This window comes from Brevibacterium sp. FME37 (genome assembly GCF_014897485.1).
Lineage (GTDB): Bacteria > Actinomycetota > Actinomycetes > Actinomycetales > Brevibacteriaceae > Brevibacterium.
In genome coordinates this window covers 77,228-96,604 of record NZ_JABUYE010000006.1, presented here as the reverse complement: position 1 = coordinate 96,604, position 19,377 = coordinate 77,228, and the positions used below count along the sequence as shown (strand labels likewise).

The window sequence follows — 19,377 nt, the reverse complement described above, 5'->3', positions numbered from 1 at the left end:
GATGACGAACCCACGAAACATGTCCTCACACCGAGCTGGATCGGAGACAGTATGTCCATTGAAGTTGCCGCCCTGGTGAAGACATACGGGGAGGTTCGGGCAGTCGACAACCTGACTTTCACGGCGCCTTCCGGAAAGGTCACGGGCTTCCTCGGTCCCAACGGTGCCGGAAAATCCACCACCATGCGAATGATCATCGGCCTGGATCATCCGACATCCGGCTGCGCGACTATAGGCGGACGTCCGTTTTCTGATTTCACCAATCCGGTGCGTGAAGTGGGTGTCCTTCTTGATGCTGCGAGCGCGCCCTCGCGTATGAGCGCCCGGACTCACCTTCGCTGGATCGCCCAGGCGGCGCGGATTCCACGAGACCGGGCCGATGAAGTCATGGAGTTGGTGGGACTGGGTTCCGCAGCGAGCAGACGTATCGGTTCATTTTCTCTGGGCATGCGACAGAGGCTGGGGATAGCCGTGGCCATCCTCGGAGACCCGGGGACCATTCTGCTTGACGAACCGGTCAACGGTTTGGACCCGGAAGGGATTCGCTGGGTACGCGATCTGATGCGGAGCATGGCAGACGAAGGACGAACTGTGCTCATCTCGAGCCATCTGATGTCGGAGACGCAGCAGGTAGCTGATCGTGTGGTCGTCATCGCGCGGGGACGTCTCCTCAGGGACATGCCTACCAAAGAACTGATGAGCAACGTGCCAGGCGATGACACACGTGTTCGCTGCAACGATCCGGGCGCGCTGAGTCGAGCGCTCGAACGTCACGGTGCTCGTGTCAGACGAGAGGACTCAGCAGCAGTGGATCTCTTCGTTCGCGGTGTCACACCCGAGACGATCGGCGAAATCGCACTGCAGAGCCACGTCGTCATCCACCTTCTCACGCCGGTCGCAGCTGACCTGGAGGACGTCTTCATGCAGTTGACGTCAGCAGAGAACCTGCAGACAGGAAGGACTGCCGAATGATTGCGACTGCGCTCAATGTCCATGCAGACGCTCCGCCACGGATCACTGCGACCATAAGATCCGAATGGACGAAGCTGTGGGCCGTTCCCTCCACTCCCGTCCTCATCGTCATCACAGGCGTTCTCACGATGGGGTTCACGGCGCTGATCACGGTATTCGGTGGCGACGCTGCAATCGCTGCCCCACATGGCGAAAGCCAGTATCAGACGATCTTCTATGGAAGCGCCTTGGGGGTGTTCGCCTACGCGTTCCTGACGGCCGGATTCATGGGGTCTGAGTACCGAAGCGGGATGATCGCCTACACCTTGACCGCGACAAGCAGCCGGACGAAAGTGCTGCTGTCCAAGCTGATCATCGTAGCCGTACTGGGCTACGCGGCCGGACTGATGATCTCACTGGGCAATCTGGCCGTCACACAAGGCGGCCTGACGGCAGCAGGGCTTCCTCTGCTGGATCCGATGGCACCATCACTTGTCCGAGCCATAGTGGTGTTCACTGGAGCGGGGATGATGGTGCAGGGGCTTTTGGCCTGCATGCTGGCTGTTCTCTTCCGCAACGCCACGGCCGCAGTCATCTCCCTCGTGCTCGTGAACACACTGCCAGTCGTGGCAGCACAGTTCTTGGGAGAGTCCTATGCCATGAGCATTCCACGCCTGCTGCCGGGATCCCTTCTAGAGAGCCTCGCCGGCCTCTCTGTCCCTGGATCGGCCGGCTATCTGCCCTGGGGATGGGCAATGATCGGCCTCATCACCTGGCTGTCCGCCATTTTCAGCGTCTCACTCATCGTCATGCGCAAGCGCGACGCTTAAGGGACCCAAGGCACTGCTACTCGGGAAAGGAAGATATGAGTCTCAAACTGACAAGCGCACACTTCACCACCATCGGAGAACCGGAAGATGTTCTGCACACCGTCAGGAACGCACTTCAATCAGTCGGATATTCGTGGAAGGCAACCGGTTCGGTCTCGGCGACCGCCAGCAAAGCCGATGCTTCCAGCGCTGGAGAGCAGCCCCGCGGATCGGCGAAAACTCAGATCGAAATCGTTCTTGACGGGCCGATTCTCAGAACCAGACGCATCTCTCGAGGCAACCACAAAGGATTTGTCGGTGTGGTCCAAGTCCAGCAGGACCACCGTCGTGCGGCCAAAGCCGTAGAAAGGGCACTGTTGGAGGCTGGGCTTCTCAGCGACTGATCTTGGCACCTCCGCACCTGCCTTGCCTGCATCGTCCATACCGCTGTCTCGGCGCTTCCTTTCTGCTCTCAGCGGCCGTTGCCATCGTCGGCTATCTCCGTGTGGAAGCCTGCCGGGAATGACTCGCGCTCATGTGCTCATTGAGCACACCGTAGTCGAGCGCGCTGCTCAGTGCGGAATAGCTGCCGCATGAGACAAGCTCTGCTGTGGAGTCCTTCACGACCGCATATGCGGCCTGAGCGACACTGGAGCCAAGACTGATTCTCGCCGCACCGCATTCCCCCAACTCTCTGACGCTGAGGCTTCCCGGGCCGGCCATGACATTGACTGGGGCAGTGATTCCAGCTGTAAGAGCGGATACAGTCTCTGCAGACACAGCACCAGGAACGAAAATCCCGTCCGCGCCGGCGTCAAGGTAGCGCTCTGCGCGAGCGATCGCTTCCGAGATCTGCTCGGGCTCTGTCCCGAGTCCCGTCAGAAGAACATCTGTTCGCGCATTGATGAACAGCTTCGTCCCAGCGGCGTCGGCGGCCTTTCGTGCAGAATCGATCCGCGCAGCAAGGGCGTCGGGTGTCCGGAATCCGTCTTCGATGTTGACACCGACGACCCCGGCATCGAGTAGCGCCTTCACCGTCTCACCGACATCGTGTCGAGCCTCGGCATATCCACCTTCTATATCCGCGCTCACGGGTACTCGAACTGCCTCGGCAATGGCGAAGACAGCAGACAGTGCCGCAGATCGGTCAAGCTGGTTTCCATCCGGGACACCCGCAGACCAGGATATGCCGGCGCTTGTCGTCGCTATAGCCTGGATGCCTGCTGCTTCGGCGAGCAAGGCCGATCCGACATCCCATACATTGCTGAGGAGGAGAGGGTGCTCTCCGTGATGCAGAGCGTGGAAATGGTTCGTCTTCTCTGAGTGATTCGGTTTCATGCCTTCAGTCAAACAAGACTCGATGCTCATGTCTGGCGGATTTCGGACGTCACCGTTCCTCTCGGGGCCTATGCGGTGCCAACGCTTCGCAACTCTAGGAGGTCAGTCTCGACGAGCCCTGACTCGAGGGATTCGGCGACCCTAAATACGGACTTCGAGAGTCCCCGAAGAGTCCAGCGCAGTCCCGTGCGCACGACCATCGGGCCCACAGCCAGACGAAACCGATAAGCCGCGCCCGTTCGGCCCATCGCCACGTCATGACCGCGAACGTCCAGGCGCAGGATCGACGTTCCGACTCTGCCCAGTTCTCGCCGTTGGGCATTCGAGAAGACCGAAAGTCAGTCGAAAATACATACTTCGGTCGCAAACTTCGAAGCCTGAGGACGATTCGGAAGAGCCAATGACATTCTTAGGCTCGATGTCATGAACACATCAGTCATCAAATCCACCGAATACATCGCGGCTCTCCGCACTGAACTCATTGGTGCAGGGCCGGCAAAGCGTGCAGTCGCGCTGCTCAACCAGCGGACCCTCTTCCCCCATCGCGGGAAGGCGACCTTGACTTCAGGTCAATTGGAGCTGGCAGGCTGGGATGACAGAGGCGCAATCGCGATCAGCCCAACCTCGGTTCGTCGAGTCACCCGACAGTTCGACAGTCATTACGGTGCCTTCGTCGGCGGTGCCTCAGCCAAATGGGGAGCTCCCATCATCATCGAGCTCAAAGACGGGACCGCACTCTACGTTCTGTTCGACCATCGCGCGTTCCTCGAAAAGACGGACAACCCAGCGTGGGAGGACGCACTGCTGGGGTGGCTGTCGTGATTGAAGCCCACCATCTCACCAAGCGCTATGGCACGGCGACTGTGGTCGATGACCTCTCGTTCACGGTTCGGAGTGGGTCCATCACCGGGTTTCTCGGACCGAACGGTGCCGGAAAGTCGACCACTATGCGATTGATCTTAGGACTCGACCGTCCCAGTGAGGGCGTCGCCCTCATCGACGGCGAACGATTCCACAGTCTCCCTACGCCTGCTCGAACTGTCGGTGTCATGCTTGAGTCGGGTAGTCGGCAACCTCGTCTTTCCGCCCGCGCTCATCTGTCCTGGCAAGCCAAAGCAGCACGTCTCCCATCGTCACGAGTCGACGAGGTGCTCGAACTGACCGGACTCGCCGAGGCAGCGCGGAAGGAACTTCGCGATCTTTCACTGGGAATGCGCCAACGCCTCGGGATCGCGTCGGCGCTCCTGGGCGACCCCACACATCTGATTATGGATGAGCCGATCAATGGACTCGACCCTCAAGGCGTGCTGTGGGCCCGGTCGCTGTTCCAAGAGCTGGCAGCACAGGGGCGCACGGTGTTCATCTCCAGCCATCTTCTGTCCGAGATGGAAGCAGTCGCTGATCGAATCATCGTCATCGGCCAGGGGCGTTTGATCGTTGACTCCACGATGGACGATCTTCAGCATCAGGCTCGATCCAGTCACACCATCGCTGTATCTCCACAAGCTCTCGAACTCACACAAATTCTTGAGAAGGACGGTGCAAGGGTGGACGTGGCCGCAGACGACGAGAACAGAAGAACCCTGAATATCCAAAATCGTACGGCATCTCAGGTCGGAGAGATTGCCGCGAAGAACGGTCTCTCTCTTCATCGACTTGTCCAAGAGAAGTCAACGTTGGAACAGGCATTCATGCATCTGACGGCGGGAGCCCTCGAATATCAAGGCACAGGCCACAAGCCGCCGAGAGCACCCGTTGCCTCGACTGATAAGGATGGAGGCATCAAATGACCAGTTCTATCGAAGACAAGAAGAGGGGACTCCGCCCCCGATTGCTCGACTGCCTGACGAGCGAAATGGTCAAGGCTCTGAGCACCAAGTCGACGAGTGTCACTCTCGCGATCTCAATCGGAGTCTCCTTGTCCGTCACCGCGCTCATCAGTGTGTTCAATGACGGCAGCGCAGATCCGCTGTCGCTCAGCTTGATCGGCCCTTTCCTCGGGACATGGCCTTTGGTCGTCCTGGCTGTCAGCATCGTGGCAACAGAGTATTCGACCGACATGATCCAGCAGTCCCTTGTCGTGACGCCCCGACGCGGTCGACTCATCGCTTCGAAATTATTCCTTGTGACAGGTATCAGCCTGTTGGGAGGTCTGATTCTCGCTTTCCTGTGCCTTGCGTTGAGTCAGCTGATCCTCGCGGGGAGCGATAAGCCGAGCATAGGATTGGGTGATATTGAGACATTTCGAGCTGTCACCGTGACCGGTGCATTCGCCGTTGTCTACCCGTTGATCGCTGCGTGCCTCGCCTTCGTCACACGCAATGCAGCGGGTGCCGTCCTGCTCACTCTGTTGATCGCGTTTTTCCCAATGGTGATGGCCGAACTCGGGTCATCATGGTGGGCCGAGACCGCGGTGCGGTTCGCACCAGGTGGCCCCATGGAAAGTCTCACTGGCCAAGCACAGCCAGGAACCGTTGGATATATGGAGACCGGGCCAGCCGCACTGATCACAATTGCATGGCTCGTGGTGTTCGCCATTGCGGCATTCATCAGTCACATACGCCAAGACTCCTGAGCAGGGCCCCCTCTCCCCATGGAAGCGGATACAGGTCGCAATTCCGGGTGGCACACGGCAAGCTGGTATGACCGGCGCGGAGATCCGCGTCGGAAATTCCTACGTAGGGTCGACAAATGAGAGACATCATCGTCGTTGATTCTCATCGAGTCTCACACGAACGCTGGTTCGATGCCGGTGCGATGGCGGTTGCCGCCGTTATGGTCGCCGTGTGGGTGATCGACTCCAAACCCGAGCCGAGTTATGCTGGACCGTTCTTCTACATCGTGAGCTATACGATCGGACTCCTCAGCATCATTGCTCAGGCGTGGCGCCGCAAGTATTCCTGCATTCTGGCGGGCACTCTCATTGTCGGTTCAATCTTTCTGCCGGTGCTGTCCGGGCCCAGCCTTGTCGCTCTGTTCTCTGTTGCACGCCATCGGCCGTTGAAACCTACTATGTGGGTGACTGTGCTTGCCTTGGTCAGTGCTCCATTGCAGATTCTCGTGGGATCACCGCTCGCAGACAATGATTTCTGGAGAGGAGCCATACCGCTTCACCTAGGATGTCTTCTCGTCGTCGGGTGGGGCATGGCGATGCGCTCCCGCAGAGAGGTAGTACGCTCGCTCCAGGAACGTGCGGAAGGCTTGGCTCGGGAGCGAGATCTCGTGGCTGATTGGGCCCGACGTGTTGAGCGGGAGGAGATCGCCCGCGATATGCATGACTCGCTGGCTCACCGTCTGTCCCTCATCAGCATGAGTGCCGGGGCTTTGCATTATCGACAAGAGGAGATCCCCTCCGACTTGGCAGACCTTGCAGCGACGTTGCAGAAGAATTCCACCAGTGCCCTGGCAGAGCTGCGGTCTGTCGTAGGTGGAATTCGTTTAGGAAGAGCCGACGAATGCGCTTCTGCTATAGATCCTGGACAATTCAGCGTCGCGGATCTCATCGCGGATTCGCGCGCATCAGGGCAAGACGTCAAAGCTGAAATCTCGCTGGCTCCAGACCTTCCCCCGAGCATTGCACGCATCTCCTACCGAACGGTTCAGGAGCTTCTGACCAATGCACGCAAACACAGTCCCGATCATTCCGTCACCCTCGCCATGACGGGAAACCCTGAGTCAGGGCTTTCGATTCTGTCGACGAATGGACTGGAGAGCGGGACTGATGGGAACCCATTGGGAGGATTCGGTCTGCTGGGAATGGCAGAGCGCGTCAAAGTTCATGGCGGTCGGCTGTCCGCGGGTCGTACGGTTGCCGGTCGGTTTGAAGTAGAAGTCTGGCTCCCTTGGAAGGAGGACTGATGGAGCGTCCAGGAACTCCGATCACCGTAGCTGTCGTTGATGACGACCCCTACGTGCGATCGGCTTTGACTGCTGTCCTGTCTGCGACAGACGGATTGTCTCTGGTGGGCTGTTTCAGCGATGGGCTGGAGGTCGTCGAATTCGGTCCCAGGGATGTCGACGTGGTTCTCATGGATATTCGAATGCCTCAGATGAACGGTATCCGAGCTACCGAGGAGCTCAAACGACACACCGAGTCACCAGCGGTCATCATGCTCACAACCTTTCATCTCGATGAGGAGGTCACTGAAGCTCTTCGCGTTGGAGCGACCGGTTATCTGATGAAGGACACGGCGCCCACCGAGCTGGTGGAAGCCATTCGCAAAGTCGCACGCGGACAGACGATTCTCTCGTCGTCTGTGACTCGGCAGCTGATCGATCTGGTGCGTTTCAATGCTGATCGGCGGCAAGTCGCTCGGCAGCGGCTTGAGACGTTGACGCCACGAGAGTTGGAAGTCGCCGTCGCGATCAGCACCGGACAAGCCAATTCTGAAATCTCTCGGGAACTGTACATCTCCGTCCCTACTGTCAAAGCCCAAGTCAGCAGCATCTTCACCAAGCTTGGTGTGACCAGCCGATTGCAGATAGCGCTCATCGTACGCGACGCTCAGGCAACGCAATGAGGAATTACTCGTGCGGATCCTCGAATCGCGTGGCCGACATACCTGCGGTTGGTCTTGAAAATCCTGAACAGTACCTGACTTCCGCCTTACAGGGGGATGGGTTCTTTCTGCTTCGAGCGGCAGACACGCTATCGTGGCGTCGTGCCCACACGAGATCACCGCCTAGACCGCGCCAAAGGCATCCTCATCTTCGCTGTCGTGCTCGGCCACCTGCTGGCCAGGACGCACCCATGGGAAGATGGCGTTCTCAGCGCGCCGATGTACCTCATCTATTCGTTCCACATGCCGGCATTCGTGTTCCTGGCCGGGATCACAGCGAAGTCGACGCGACTTCCCGAACGAGTACTGACCTTCTTCGTACTGCTGTTCACTGTACTGCCCCTGATGTGGGGGTTCATGTGGTTCGTCGGTCTCGAACCTGACTACAGCTTCCTGACACCGTTCTGGTACACATGGTTCCTGCTGTCGATGGCGTACTGGATGATCACCGTGCCGTTCATCGAGCGTTTCCCACGGACCGTTCTGGTCACCTCGGTGGTGGTGGGGCTCTTCGGCGGCATCCTGCCGATCCTCGATACGGAGCTCTCAGCATCGCGGTCCATGATCTTCTGGCCCTTCTTCGTCGTCGGCAAGCTCTACGGCAAACAGATCCTCAACTGGGCGGGCAGTCTGCGCACCTGGCAGAAGCTGTTCTTCACCGCGGCGGCCCTTGGCTCTGTGGGCTACTTCTACCTCGACCAGGTCGACTACCACTGGTTCTACGGCAGCCTCAACTTCGCACATTTCAATGTCAGCGTCCCCGAAGGCGTCGGCCTCCGGCTCATCATCAACATCGGGTCCGTGCTTATGACGCTGATGCTGCTCATGTGGGTCGGTGAAAAGGACAACATCATCGCCAAGATCGGCCGGCACAGCCTCGCGATCTACGTCATCCACGGGTTCGTGGTCCGTGGTCTCCAGCCGGTTCTAGACGACAGCCAGGATGCGCTCAGCACCCCCATCGTCCTCGCGATCTGCCTGGCCTTGGCCCTGCTCACCACCTTCCTGCTGTCATGGTCACCCATCGAACGAGCGCTGCGCTGGTATTCATCGACTGTCACCAAGCTGCTGCTCATGCCGTTCGCGCAATTGGGTTCGCAGCCCGGCAAGCATTCGGACAAGGCTTCGTCGTAGGGCTCTGTCCCAGGCCCCTTTCCCAGGGCCTTGTCCCAGCGATTCGCGACCGCTGTGTAAGCGATTCTCAACCGCTGCATAGCGCCATGAGGCGTCTGATTCGCTGAGAATGACTCCGAGTGTCATATGACTCTTTTATGTCATTGTGACGTCGGCAACTCCTTCCGAGATGGTTGGATGCGGAGAGTTCGGGTTCTCAGCCTGAGCGAGTTCAATCGCCTGTCCTCTACCTTCCATACGGAGAGCACTCATGACCAGCAACGCTCTGACCCAACGCCTCGACGCCGGACCTGTCATCTGCGCCGAAGGATTCCTGTTCGAACTCGAGAAGCGCGGCTACCTGTCCGCTGGAGAATTCGTGCCCGAGGTCGCGCTCGAATTCCCTGACGCCCTGCGATCCCTGCACGTGGATTTCCAGCGCGCAGGCTCGGACATCGTCGAGGCCTTCACCTACAACGGCCATCGCGAGAAGATGCGGGTCATCGGCAAGGAAGATCTCCTCGAACCTCTCAACCGCTCGGCCCTGCAGATCGCCCGCAGCGTTGCCGACGCCAAGCCCGGCAACTTCATGGCCGGGAACATCTCGAACTCCAACATCTGGGACCCAGAAAGCCCTGAGCGTCAGTCCGAGGTCCGTGCCATGTTCACCGAAATGGTCGGTTGGGCTGTCGACGAAGGTGCTGACCTCATCATCGGTGAGACCTTCTACTTCGCAGGTGAGGCCATCGCCGCAGCCGAGATCGCCAAGGCCAGCGGCCTGCCCGTCGTCCTCACGCTGGCTCCCATGGCCTTCCAGGAGATGGCCGATGGCGTCGGCATTGTGGAGACTGCGCAGAAGCTCGAACAGCTGGGCGTCGACGTCGTCGGCCTCAACTGCTTCCGCGGACCTGCGACGATGCTGCCGTGGCTGAAGGAGATCCGCGCGGCGGTGTCCTGTCACGTCGGTGCCCTGCCCATCCCCTACCGCACGACGCAGGAAGAGCCCACATTCTTCAACCTCTCCGACCCCCGCGCCGAGGTGCCTTCCCCGCACAATCGCACCTTCCCCACCGCTCTCGATCCGCTACAGACGAACCGCTACGAGATCGGCGCGTTCGCGAAGGAAGCCTATGGCCTGGGCGTCAACTACATCGGCGTGTGCTGCGGGGCTACCCCGATGCACATCCGTGAAGTCGCCGAGGCGGTCGGGCTGACCACCGACGCCAGCCGGTTCTCGGAGAACATGAAGAACCACTTCATGTACGGCGACAACGAACGCCTCGCCGACAACGTCGTCGCCCTCGGCTCCACCGCCTGAGGCCAACAGTCAGCAGCACCGCGCGCCAGCAGCACCGCGCGCCCGTCGGCAGCGCGCCCCGCACCGGCAGCATCAAAGGTCTCCTGCCCAACGGGACGTTTCTGTGCTGAGAGCGTGCAGTGGAACTGCGGGTAGGAATGGTGGCCACGGGTAGGAACAATCGATTCCCCGCTGCGGTGGCCATCACGCACTGAGAGCGCCAAAGCTTCCCGTTGCACAGGGAGGTTTTGGCGCTCTCAGTGTGAGGCGAGGCTCTCGCAGCAGAACCCTGCGGGGTCAGCCCTGAGGCGTCACGCCGATCGAATCGAGTGCGGCTTCGAGGCGGGAGATGGTGCCGTCGATGTCGCCGAGTTTGTCGAGTCCGAAGAGTCCGATCCTGAAGGTCGAGAAGTCTTCCGGCTCATCACACTGCAGGGGCACGCCGGCCGCGATCTGGACGCCGGCTTCCTTGAAGCTCGCGCCGGTGGCCAGCTTCGGGTTATCCGTGTGGACGACGACCACGCTGGGCGAGGCGAACTCGGGTGCCGCGACCGAGGGCAGTCCACGATCGGCGAAGACCGTGCGGACCCGGTCACCGAGTTCGAACTGGGCGGCGGCGAGCTTGTCGAAGCCGCGTTCCTCGGTTTCGAGCATGAGCTTGGCGTTGTGCGCCAGCGAATCGGTCGGCATCGTCGCGTGATACGGCGCCCGGCCCTCTTCGTATTCGTCGGCGATGAACAGCCACTTCTTCAGGTCCATGGCGAAGCTCGACGAGGTGGATTCCTGGACGGCGGCACGGCCAGCTTCGCTGAGCATGACGTAACCAGCACAGGGTGAACCGCTCCAGCCCTTCTGCGGCGCGCTGATGAGGACGTCGACGCCCAGGTCGGTCTGTGAGGCCCACACAGCACCCGAGGCGATGCAGTCGAGGACGAAGACTCCGCCGACATTGTGGACGGCGTCGGCGACCTGGCGGATGTAATCATCGGGCAGGAGCATCCCGGACGCGGTTTCGACGTGGGGTGCGAACACGACGGCTGGGCGTTCGGCCTCGATCGCGGCGACCACCTCGGCGATGGGAGCAGGAGACCAGGCCGACTGGTGCTCATCACTGCTCGGCGATGCCTTGAACACGGTGGTCTCGCTGGCGATGTTCCCGGCGTCGAGGATCTGTGACCAGCGGAATGAGAACAGTCCGTTGCGGACCACGAGGCACTTCCTCCCGGTCGCGAGCTGCCGGGCCACGGATTCCATGGCGTAGCTGCCGCCACCGGGGACGATGGCCACGCTGTGAGCGTCGTAGGCCTCGCGCAGGACGCGGTTGATGTCCTGCATCACGGAGACGAATCGTCCCGACATGTGGTTCAAGGATCGGTCGGTGAAGACCACCGAGTATTCGAGCAGGCCGGCGGGGTCAACATCTTCGTGTGGCAAAGTCATGTCTCCAACATTGCCACGTTCATGAGATTTGGGCCACTACCGCCCAACTGCAGAGACGTCGCCCCTCAATGCAGAGGCTCAGGCCCTCATAGAGTCACTTCGCTGCGGTCACCGGACCACAGCGTGTGGAAGGTCCCGTCCCGGTCCGTGCGCCCATAGGTATGCGACCCGAAGAAGTCCCGCTGACCCTGCACCAGCGCGGCCGAGGCCCGCGAGGTACGGATGCCGTCGAAGTACGCCAGCGCCGAGGCAAGTGCTGGGATCGGAACACCGTGCACGGCGGCATCGGCGACCGTATCCCGCAAGGCCTGCTGTCCTGCGTTGAGTGAATCCTGGAAGTAGGGATCGGCCAGCAGCGAGCTCAGCGCCGGGTCCGCCTCGTAGGCTTCGGTGATTCTGTCGAGGAACCGGGCACGGATGATGCAGCCTGCCCTCCAGATCCTGGCGACCTCGCCGAGTTCGGTGTCCCAGCCGTATTCCTGTGCGCCCGCAGCGATCTCGTGGAAGCCCTGCACATAGGCCAGGATCTTTCCCGTGAACAGTGCCTGGCGCACGTTCTCGATGACCTTGTCACGATCGACGGGCGCCGAGGCGGCAGTCGAGGGGCAGTCCAACGTCGTCCCCGAGGAACGGAGGACGGAGGCCGAGGAGAGAGATCTGGCCGCGACCGCCTCGGCGATGGTGGCGACGGGAACACCCAGGTCGAGTCCGGTCTTCACGGTCCACCCCCCGGTCCCCTTGGCTCCGGCAGAATCGGCGACGATATCGACGAACGGCTGGCCCGTGGCTTCGTCGGTGTGGTCTAGGACCTCGGCGGTGATTTCGATGAGATAGGACTCCAGCTCTCCCCGATTCCATTCCCGGAAGACCTCGGCGATCTGGGACGGGGTGAGCCCGAGCCTGGTTCGCAGCAGCGCGAAGGCCTCGGCGATGAGCTGCATGTCGGCGTATTCGATGCCGTTGTGGATCATCTTGACGAAGTGACCGGCCCCATCCGCGCCCACATGGGCGATGCACTCCAGCTGGTTCGCCCGTTCGCCTCGCCCGTCGGCGGGTTCGGCATTCCCATCGTCGGGTTCGGCACGAGCGGCGATGGGTTCGAGGATCGGTCGCAGCCTCGACCATGCGGATTCGGTGCCGCCGACCATCATCGACGGGCCTTCGAGGGCACCGACCTCTCCCCCCGAGATGCCGACACCGACGAATTCGATACCGGACTCGGCGACAATCTCACCGCGGGTCATGGTGTCGGTGAACAGCGAATTTCCGCCGTCGACGATGATGTCTCCGGGTTCGAAGACCTGGACGAGATCGTTGATCGCCGAGTCCGTGGCCTTGCCCGCATTGACCATGAGGATCGCCACGCGCGGACCCGAGAGTCTGTCGGCCAGATCCGCCGGTGAGGAGGCGACGAGGAAGTCCGCCTCGGGGTGCTCAGCCGCTACGCCATGAGCTCGGTCGACGTCGCGGTCGTAGATGGCCACACGTGCGCCCGACCGGTCGGCCAGGTTCCGGGCGAGGTTTCGTGCCAGGTTCGAGCCCATCACTCCGGTGCCGATCACGCCCACTTCCGCGGTCATACCCATTCCTCTTCCTCGTGCCTGATGCTCGCGCCTGGCGGCTGCGCCTCACAGTACTGCCTGACAACACATGTCCAGGTTGACAGGTGCACCCGTCTCATTTAAATTTTTATAAATCTGATTTAATGAGTGCAGTTTAGCAATGTCATCATATTTTTACGAGAGGCCGATTGAGATGGACCTTCCCCCGCTTGTCATCATGGGGGTGTCCGGCACAGGGAAGACACTGATCGGCCGTCGCTTGGCTGCAGAACTCAAGCTCGCCTTCGTCGACGCCGATGACCTTCACAGCCCGGACAACAAGGCGAAGATGCACGCTGGGGTCCCTCTCACCGATGAGGACCGATGGCCGTGGCTGAGGAACGTGGCGAACGAGCTGAGCGCGACCCCGCCGCCCGTCGTCGCCTGTTCCGCACTGCGACGCAGCTACCGGGACTATCTGCGGGAGCAGGCCCCGGACACCTTCTTCGTCCATCTCACCGGGGACCGCGAGATCATCGTCGAACATCTCGCGCGGCGTTCGCATGAGTTCATGTCGCCGACTCTCATCGACTCGCAGCTTGAAACCCTGGAGGCCCTCACTGTCGAGGAAGCGCATTTCCTCGCTCCCATCAACCTCTCCCCCGCCGAGGTGTGCCGATACATCATGGAACGCCTCCCCTTTGCCGACTGACCCCTGCCCCGTGTCACCTGACCATTGCCGAACCTCAAGGAAGAGGAAATCGTGACCGAGATCGACCTCAACTGGACGCTGTCCGCCCCCGCACTGCTCGTCATCGCCGCCGCAGCCATCGCCGTGCTGTTGGTCCTCATCATCCGCTTCAGACTGCATGCCTTCATCGCACTCGTCATGGTCAGTGTGCTCACCGCCCTGGCCTCAGGCATCTCCCCCGGCGACCTCGTCCCGGTCATGTACGACGGCTTCGGCTCCACTCTGGCCAGCGTCGCACTCCTCGTTGGCCTCGGCGCCATGTTGGGTCGGATGCTCGAACTCTCCGGCGGGGCACAGGTACTCACGGATGCGCTCATCAAGGTCTTCGGGGAGAAACGGGCGCCCCTGGCTCTGGGCCTGACCTCGCTGCTGTTCGGGTTCCCGATCTTCTTCGATGCCGGTTTGGTCGTCATGCTGCCGATCATCTTCACAGTGGCCAAGCGCCTCGGCGGCTCTCTGCTGCTCTATGCCATGCCATCGGCGATCGCCTTCTCGGCCATGCACATCTTCGTACCGCCGCATCCCGGGCCTGTGGCGGCATCGGGCCTGCTGGGTGCGAACGTCGGCCTCGTCCTCATCTGCGGTCTCATCATCGCTGTTCCCGCCTGGTACCTGTGCGGGTATCTGTTCGGCCTCTTCGTCGGCAAACGCGTCGACGTCCCCGTCCCCTCACTTCTGGCACATGACCCGGCCGAGGAATTCGCAGATTTCAGGTCCTCACCGAAACTCTCAACGGTCCTGTTCCTACTGGCTCTGCCGCTCGTGCTCATCTTCCTCAACACCGGGCTCGACTTCGCCGGTGAGGCCGGCTGGGTCGACGCCGAGTCCACTGCGATCACCTCCTTGCGGATGCTCGGTGAAACTCCCATCGCCCTGCTCATCACTGTCTTGGCGGCGATGTGGCTGCTGGGGTGGCGCAAGAAGAAGGGCGTCAGCATGGTCGAGAACATCGTCGACTCTGCTCTGGGCCCGGTCTGCTCGATCATCCTCATCACCGGAGCCGGCGGCATGTTCGGCGGTGTGCTGCGAGCCAGCGGGATCGGTGATTCCATCGCGGACTCCCTGGCGGCGTTGGGGCTGCCGGTCATCGTGGCCGGATTCGTCATCGCAGCGATCGTGCGCGTCGCCCAAGGCTCGGCGACGGTCGCACTCACGACCGCTGCGGCCCTCATGCAGCCAGTTGTCGTCGGCAACCCGGACTTCTCGAGTCTGCAGGTCGTCGCCATCGTGCTGTCCCTGGCGGCGGGCTCCGTGGTCGCCAGCCATGTCAACGATTCAGGCTTCTGGCTCGTCTCCCGGTTCTTCGGTATGGATACCAAGACCACGCTGAAGACCTGGACCGTGGGCCAGACCATCCTCGGTCTCGTCGGATTCGCCTACAGCCTCGCCCTCTATGGAGTCGCGAGTACGTTCTGATCCCTGCATTCGGATCAGGCCGCAAGGATCAGTACGTCCTGAGGCGGGGCTGCCCCTCCCAGGCGTCTTCCATCTCGGTGAATGCTCGATCCATCATCTTCGTCATCGCGGCATGAGCCCGGTCGGGGTCCCCGTTGCCGATGGCATCGGCGACATCGAAGTGCCATTGCAGCGCATCCGGATGGGGGTATTTCGGCATCAGACCGGCCTGGGTGCGACCGCGCAGGATCTCGGCGACGACGGTGTCGAAGGAGGCGAAGAGTTCATTGCCTCCGGCTCGCAGGACTGCGCGATGGTAGGCGATGTCGACGTCGAGCACTGCTTCCACATCGCCCTTGCTTCCGCTGGCGCGCATTCTTGCGGCCAATCGCATGATCTCCTCGGCCGCATCGACTGAGGCGTGGATCGCAGCAAGGTACGCCGCCTGCGGTTCGATGGCGACCCGCAGTTCCGTCAGCGAGCGCAGCTGCACGGCCGGAGTGGCGACCATTCGCCAGCGCACCACCAGCGGATCGAGGATGGTCCATTCCTGCATCGACAGAATCACCAAGCCCAGGCGACGGATCGGTTTGACCATCCCCAGGGACTCCAGGACGCGCACCACTTCGCGCACCACAGACAGCGACACCTCGTAGCGCACGCGCAGCTCCTCGGCCCTGATGACCGTCCCCGGCGCCAGGGCGCCGGTGACGATGTCCGTGCCGACGGCGTTGAGCAGGCTCTCATGGAGATTGCCACCGGCTGTGCGACCGCCTATCGGCTGGTTGACTGCAGGCCCTGTGCTCGGATCCTCTACGTCAGCCATCAGTGGTGATCGATGACGTGGGCGCCGGGGGCCGGACCTGTGGTCCGCAGTGCCTCCTTGACTCCGCGCGTGGCCTGGAGCAGAACCGCAAGGTCGAGTGCATGGTGGGCGTCGCGGGCGAGGAAGCCGATCGTCGGGCCCGAGCCGCTGAGCAGGGGCAGGAGTGCACCGGCGGCACGGCCGGCCTCCATCACCTCGGCGAGTTCGGGCATAGCTGAAATCGCGGCATCGGTGAGGTCGTTCGCGGCTGCCGAAGCCAGGCTGTCCGGGTCACCGGCGGCGAGCGCGGTGAGGACCTCGGCTGGCACTTCGGCAGGCTCGGGGTCGGGTGTGAGCTCATCGAATCGTGCGTACATCGCCGGTGTGGACAGCTGCCCCGCCGAGGTGGCCATGACCCAGTGGAATGAGCCGCGGGTGAGGACGGGGCTGAGTTTCTCCCCGCGTCCGTGGCCGATCGCCGTTCCTCCGTGGAGGAGGAAGGCGACGTCGGCGCCGACGGCGACCGCGCAGTCGTGGAGGATCGACTCCTCGACTCCCCCGAGTAGGTGGGCGGCACCGCACAGCGCCGCGGCCGCGTCGGCCGATCCGCCGCCCATGCCGCCTGCGACGGGCACCTGTTTGTCGATGACGATGTCGAGGTCGCGCAGCACGTCGACATCACGTTCGTCTTCGAGCGCCGTGATGAGAAGATTGATGGCCTTACGGGCGAAGTTCGAGTCGTCATGGGGAACGTCGGCGTCTCCGTACCGACCGCCCACGACGATCGAACCGCTGCCGCCGGGGATGAGAGTCACGGTCTCATTGAGGTTGAGTGCTTGGAACACGGTGGCGAGTTCGTGGTATCCGTCATCGCCTGCCCCACCCACGCCGAGGTGGACGTTGATTTTCCCCGGTGCCTGCACCTTCACCGGTGTCTGGGTCGTGGGACGCGAGTGCAGCTGGGCGCTCATGATTGTGGGCTTTCCTGAGCTTCGGTGCCCTCCGCTGCAGTACCCGCTTCTGCGCCGGCCGCCGCGAGTCGTTCGAACTCGGTGACACCAAGGGCTTCGCCGCGCGTCTTCGGGTCGATGTCTGCGGCGCGCAGCAGGTCTTCGGCTTGCTGAGGGCTGCCAGCCCAGTTCGCCAGGGCCGCGCGCAGGGTCTTGCGTCGTTGGGCGAAAGCCGCGTCGACGACACTGAAGAGGCGACGACGCTGTTCGGGGTCACGGTGGGTGCGAGTCACGTCGATGTGGACGAGACCGGAGTCGATGTTCGGTGCCGGCCAGAACACGTTCTTGCCGATGCGTCCGGCCAGGGTGACGTCGCCGTACCACTGAGCCTTGACGCTGGGCACACCGTAGGTGCGTGATCCGGGGCCGGCGGCGAGGCGTTCGGCGACTTCGAGCTGGACCATGACGAGCACGGTCTTGAGGCTCGGGAAGATCTCGAGGAAATGCAGCAGCACCGGCACCGCGACGTTATAGGGCAGGTTCGCGACCAGGGCATCGGGTGCCGTCGGCAGCTCGGTGACCCTGAGCGCATCGGCGTTGACGAGCTCGAAGTTCGCAGGCTCGTCAGAAGCGGCCGTCTGCCCGTATTTCTTCACCGTCGCCGGCAGCCGTGCGGCCAGGACCTCGTCGATCTCCACAGCCGTGACATGATGCCCGGCTTCCAGCAGACCCAATGTCAGCGAGCCCAGGCCGGGGCCGATCTCGACCACGCTGCTGTGGTCCTGAAGCTTCGCGGACGTGACGATCGAGCGCACGGTATTGGGGTCGATGACGAAGTTCTGCCCCTTCTGCTTAGTCGGGCGCAGACCGATGTCGGAGGCGATTTCGCGAATGTCGCGTGCGGTCAATAACGTCACAGCAGACAACTTACAGCACTCGTTCGCAGGCACAATCACCGAACGCCCCTGTCGCCATTTCCTTATACTCCTGCAACATCGTCAGTCATGTGGCTAAGCGGTGACTGCCATACGACCGATACGACTAAGAACCGTCGACCATACATCCGAGACGCACCAGTCATCGGACCGGCACCAGGACGATAGGGTGAACAGTATGGATCCGCAGACACTCACCGAACTCCTTGACGTTTCCGTGCTCGACCGGCTCGACGGGATCGAGGACCTACCTGCGGACGAGCTTGCCCGATCGGCAGCTCTGCGCAAGGAGGGCTATTCCGCCGAGGTGACCGCCGGACTGCTGACTCAGGCACAGCTGCGTAAGGACGCCGTGAAGAAACTCGGCCCCTTCGCAGAGGACATGCTGTTCACACGCGATGGTCTGGCCCAAGCCACACGACTGCCCGTCGCCGCCCACCATGCCCGCCGCCTCCTCGGCGAGGGCAAGGACACCCGTGGCAACACAAACACCAATGACGATCAGAGCACCGATGCCGCAGCGGCCGACTCCGCACCCACGATCGCGGATCTGGGCTGTGGGATCGGCGCCGACTCCTTCGCCTTCGCCGGGATGGGCGCCCAGGTCACCGCGGTCGACGCAGACGAGGTCACCGCCGCGATCGCCAGCTTCAACCTCCGCCACCTGGGCAATGCCAGCGTCGAGCATGCCCGCGCAGAGGACGTCGACACCGCCGCATTCGACGCCCTGTGGTTCGACCCTGCCCGCCGCACGGTCGGCAAGGGCACCAAGGGCGGTTCCACCGCACGCATCTTCGACCCCGAAGACTTCTCCCCCTCCCTGTCCTGGGTCATCGACAAGGCGCTCGCGGCGAAATCCGCGGGCGTCAAGCTCGGACCGGCACTCGATCACGGCCTCATTCCCGATGAGGCCGAGGCGCAATGGGTCTCCCACCTCGGCGAGGTCGTCGAGGTCTGCCTCTACTTCGGCGAGGCCCGGCAGCGCCCCGGACGCAGCGCCCTCGTGATGGGTGATCGCACCCTCTTGGTCCACGAAGATGATCTGCCAGAGGACGATGAGGACGGTGTCGGCGAACTCGGCCAGTACCTGCTGGAACCCGATGGAGCGATCGTGCGCGCCGGACTCGTCACTGCACTGTGCGGACCGTTACAGGCTCGTCGCGTCCACCCGAAGATCGCCTACCTGACCACGGACGTCGACCCCAGCGGACCTGCCTCGGCCGGGGTCACCTCCTATGAGGTCACCGATGTGCTGCCGGCAAAGATCCCGAGCCTGCGCAAGGCCCTCATCAGCCGCGGCATCGGCTCGGTCGTGATCAAGAAACGCGGAGCTGATATTGTTCCAGACCAGGTCAGGCGTCAGCTCAAACTTCCGGCAGGAGACAAGGCGACACTGGTCTTCACGCGCCTCGGCGATCGCCATGTCGTCCTCCTGACTCAGCCCTGCTGAACCGACTCCCCCGCACACCGCCCTCGATCCCACCTCACTAGGA

19 protein-coding genes are annotated in these 19,377 nt (G+C 62.0%); 13 read left to right on the top strand and 6 right to left on the bottom strand.

Annotated elements, in window-relative coordinates; translation table 11 throughout:
• The first annotated feature begins 51 nt into the window (after positions 1-51).
• Genes INT29_RS09155 through INT29_RS09145 form a run of 3 tightly spaced genes read left to right on the top strand, consistent with a single transcriptional unit; the run spans position 52 to position 2,164 of the window.
• Positions 52-972, top strand: coding sequence for an ABC transporter ATP-binding protein (locus tag INT29_RS09155; RefSeq protein WP_101573133.1), 921 nt, complete (start codon positions 52-54; stop codon positions 970-972).
• Entirely contained in the window at positions 969-1,781 is an 813-nt protein-coding gene (locus tag INT29_RS09150; protein WP_193071447.1) for a hypothetical protein, read from the top strand. Before INT29_RS09155 ends, INT29_RS09150 begins: the two co-directional genes overlap by 4 nt.
• Positions 1,782-1,816: 35 nt before the next feature.
• Positions 1,817-2,164 (top strand): hypothetical protein, encoded by a 348-nt coding sequence (locus INT29_RS09145; RefSeq protein WP_101573095.1) that lies wholly within the window; start codon positions 1,817-1,819, stop codon positions 2,162-2,164.
• 91 nt (positions 2,165-2,255) lie between these two features.
• Here INT29_RS09145 and INT29_RS09140 read toward each other — a convergent pair whose 3' ends face one another.
• On the bottom strand, positions 2,256-3,098 hold the full coding sequence (locus INT29_RS09140; protein WP_101573097.1) for an isocitrate lyase/PEP mutase family protein: 843 nt from the start codon (positions 3,096-3,098) through the stop codon (positions 2,256-2,258).
• Positions 3,099-3,521: 423 nt separating this feature from the next.
• On the opposite strand from INT29_RS09140, the gene INT29_RS09135 reads away from it, so the two are divergent.
• The 7 genes from INT29_RS09135 (at position 3,522) to INT29_RS09105 (ending at position 10,088) form a co-directional block, all read left to right on the top strand.
• Positions 3,522-3,920 carry a hypothetical protein gene (locus INT29_RS09135; RefSeq protein ID WP_101573099.1) on the top strand — a complete coding sequence of 133 codons (399 nt, stop codon included), beginning with the start codon at positions 3,522-3,524 and terminating at the stop codon, positions 3,918-3,920.
• Positions 3,908-4,888, top strand: coding sequence for an ABC transporter ATP-binding protein (locus tag INT29_RS09130; protein WP_257930184.1), 981 nt, complete (start codon positions 3,908-3,910; stop codon positions 4,886-4,888). Before INT29_RS09135 ends, INT29_RS09130 begins: the two co-directional genes overlap by 13 nt.
• Entirely contained in the window at positions 4,885-5,673 is a 789-nt protein-coding gene (locus tag INT29_RS09125) for a hypothetical protein (protein WP_193071446.1), read from the top strand. Before INT29_RS09130 ends, INT29_RS09125 begins: the two co-directional genes overlap by 4 nt.
• Before the next feature lie 116 nt (positions 5,674-5,789).
• Positions 5,790-6,956 (top strand): sensor histidine kinase, encoded by a 1,167-nt coding sequence (locus tag INT29_RS09120; protein WP_193071445.1) that lies wholly within the window; start codon positions 5,790-5,792, stop codon positions 6,954-6,956.
• Positions 6,956-7,618 carry a response regulator gene (locus INT29_RS09115; RefSeq protein ID WP_101575001.1) on the top strand — a complete coding sequence of 221 codons (663 nt, stop codon included), beginning with the start codon at positions 6,956-6,958 and terminating at the stop codon, positions 7,616-7,618. Before INT29_RS09120 ends, INT29_RS09115 begins: the two co-directional genes overlap by 1 nt.
• Before the next feature lie 141 nt (positions 7,619-7,759).
• Positions 7,760-8,791, top strand: coding sequence for an acyltransferase family protein (locus INT29_RS09110; protein WP_101575006.1), 1,032 nt, complete (start codon positions 7,760-7,762; stop codon positions 8,789-8,791).
• 250 nt (positions 8,792-9,041) lie between these two features.
• On the top strand, positions 9,042-10,088 hold the full coding sequence (locus tag INT29_RS09105; protein WP_193071444.1) for a homocysteine S-methyltransferase family protein: 1,047 nt from the start codon (positions 9,042-9,044) through the stop codon (positions 10,086-10,088).
• A gap of 276 nt (positions 10,089-10,364) precedes the next feature.
• On the opposite strand, the gene INT29_RS09100 is transcribed toward INT29_RS09105, so the two are convergent.
• Both INT29_RS09100 and gndA read right to left on the bottom strand, forming a co-directional pair.
• Complete coding sequence (locus INT29_RS09100) at positions 10,365-11,507, bottom strand: alanine--glyoxylate aminotransferase family protein (RefSeq protein ID WP_193071443.1); 1,143 nt, start codon at positions 11,505-11,507, stop codon at positions 10,365-10,367.
• Between the two features lie 86 nt (positions 11,508-11,593).
• The gene (gene gndA / locus INT29_RS09095) at positions 11,594-13,087 is read right to left on the bottom strand and encodes an NADP-dependent phosphogluconate dehydrogenase (RefSeq protein ID WP_193071442.1); all 1,494 of its coding nucleotides are present in this window, start codon (positions 13,085-13,087) and stop codon (positions 11,594-11,596) included.
• 142 nt (positions 13,088-13,229) lie between these two features.
• Between gndA and INT29_RS09090 the strand changes: the two genes are divergently transcribed.
• On the top strand, positions 13,230-13,760 hold the full coding sequence (locus tag INT29_RS09090) for a gluconokinase (protein WP_226841794.1): 531 nt from the start codon (positions 13,230-13,232) through the stop codon (positions 13,758-13,760).
• 51 nt (positions 13,761-13,811) lie between these two features.
• Entirely contained in the window at positions 13,812-15,215 is a 1,404-nt protein-coding gene (locus INT29_RS09085) for a GntP family permease (protein WP_180959113.1), read from the top strand.
• 28 nt (positions 15,216-15,243) lie between these two features.
• Here the strand turns inward: INT29_RS09085 and INT29_RS09080 are convergent, their stop codons facing one another.
• From INT29_RS09080 to rsmA, 3 genes are read right to left on the bottom strand one after another with little or no spacing between them, the layout of a single operon-like run.
• A complete protein-coding gene (locus INT29_RS09080) occupies positions 15,244-16,020 on the bottom strand; it encodes a FadR/GntR family transcriptional regulator (RefSeq protein ID WP_226841792.1) in 777 nt (258 codons plus the stop codon).
• Positions 16,020-16,970 carry a 4-(cytidine 5'-diphospho)-2-C-methyl-D-erythritol kinase gene (locus INT29_RS09075; protein ID WP_193071441.1) on the bottom strand — a complete coding sequence of 317 codons (951 nt, stop codon included), beginning with the start codon at positions 16,968-16,970 and terminating at the stop codon, positions 16,020-16,022. The genes INT29_RS09080 and INT29_RS09075 overlap by 1 nt, the downstream gene beginning before the upstream one ends.
• Positions 16,967-17,866, bottom strand: a complete 900-nt coding sequence (gene rsmA / locus INT29_RS09070; RefSeq protein ID WP_101574995.1) for a 16S rRNA (adenine(1518)-N(6)/adenine(1519)-N(6))-dimethyltransferase RsmA — start codon at positions 17,864-17,866, stop codon at positions 16,967-16,969. The genes INT29_RS09075 and rsmA overlap by 4 nt, the downstream gene beginning before the upstream one ends.
• Before the next feature lie 196 nt (positions 17,867-18,062).
• Here rsmA and INT29_RS09065 point away from each other — a divergent pair, with 196 nt between their 5' ends.
• The gene (locus INT29_RS09065; protein WP_101574994.1) at positions 18,063-19,334 is read left to right on the top strand and encodes a class I SAM-dependent methyltransferase; all 1,272 of its coding nucleotides are present in this window, start codon (positions 18,063-18,065) and stop codon (positions 19,332-19,334) included.
• The last annotated feature ends 43 nt before the right edge of the window (positions 19,335-19,377 follow it).

Bases quoted from the DNA above. Each gene is read 5' to 3' on its own strand.
- INT29_RS09155 (WP_101573133.1), top strand. From the start codon at position 52: ATGTCCATTGAAGTTGCCGCCCTGGTGAAGACATACGGGGAGGTTCGG.
- INT29_RS09065 (WP_101574994.1), top strand. From the start codon at position 18,063: ATGGATCCGCAGACACTCACCGAACTCCTTGACGTTTCCGTGCTCGAC.
- INT29_RS09080 (WP_226841792.1), bottom strand. From the start codon at position 16,020: ATGGCTGACGTAGAGGATCCGAGCACAGGGCCTGCAGTCAACCAGCCG.
- INT29_RS09090 (WP_226841794.1), top strand. From the start codon at position 13,230: ATGTCATCATATTTTTACGAGAGGCCGATTGAGATGGACCTTCCCCCG.
- INT29_RS09150 (WP_193071447.1), top strand. From the start codon at position 969: ATGATTGCGACTGCGCTCAATGTCCATGCAGACGCTCCGCCACGGATC.
- gndA (WP_193071442.1), bottom strand. From the start codon at position 13,087: ATGACCGCGGAAGTGGGCGTGATCGGCACCGGAGTGATGGGCTCGAAC.
- INT29_RS09140 (WP_101573097.1), bottom strand. From the start codon at position 3,098: ATGAAACCGAATCACTCAGAGAAGACGAACCATTTCCACGCTCTGCAT.
- INT29_RS09100 (WP_193071443.1), bottom strand. From the start codon at position 11,507: ATGACTTTGCCACACGAAGATGTTGACCCCGCCGGCCTGCTCGAATAC.
- INT29_RS09075 (WP_193071441.1), bottom strand. From the start codon at position 16,970: ATGAGCGCCCAGCTGCACTCGCGTCCCACGACCCAGACACCGGTGAAG.
- INT29_RS09135 (WP_101573099.1), top strand. From the start codon at position 3,522: ATGAACACATCAGTCATCAAATCCACCGAATACATCGCGGCTCTCCGC.
- INT29_RS09145 (WP_101573095.1), top strand. From the start codon at position 1,817: ATGAGTCTCAAACTGACAAGCGCACACTTCACCACCATCGGAGAACCG.
- INT29_RS09115 (WP_101575001.1), top strand. From the start codon at position 6,956: ATGGAGCGTCCAGGAACTCCGATCACCGTAGCTGTCGTTGATGACGAC.
- INT29_RS09120 (WP_193071445.1), top strand. From the start codon at position 5,790: ATGAGAGACATCATCGTCGTTGATTCTCATCGAGTCTCACACGAACGC.
- INT29_RS09125 (WP_193071446.1), top strand. From the start codon at position 4,885: ATGACCAGTTCTATCGAAGACAAGAAGAGGGGACTCCGCCCCCGATTG.
- INT29_RS09105 (WP_193071444.1), top strand. From the start codon at position 9,042: ATGACCAGCAACGCTCTGACCCAACGCCTCGACGCCGGACCTGTCATC.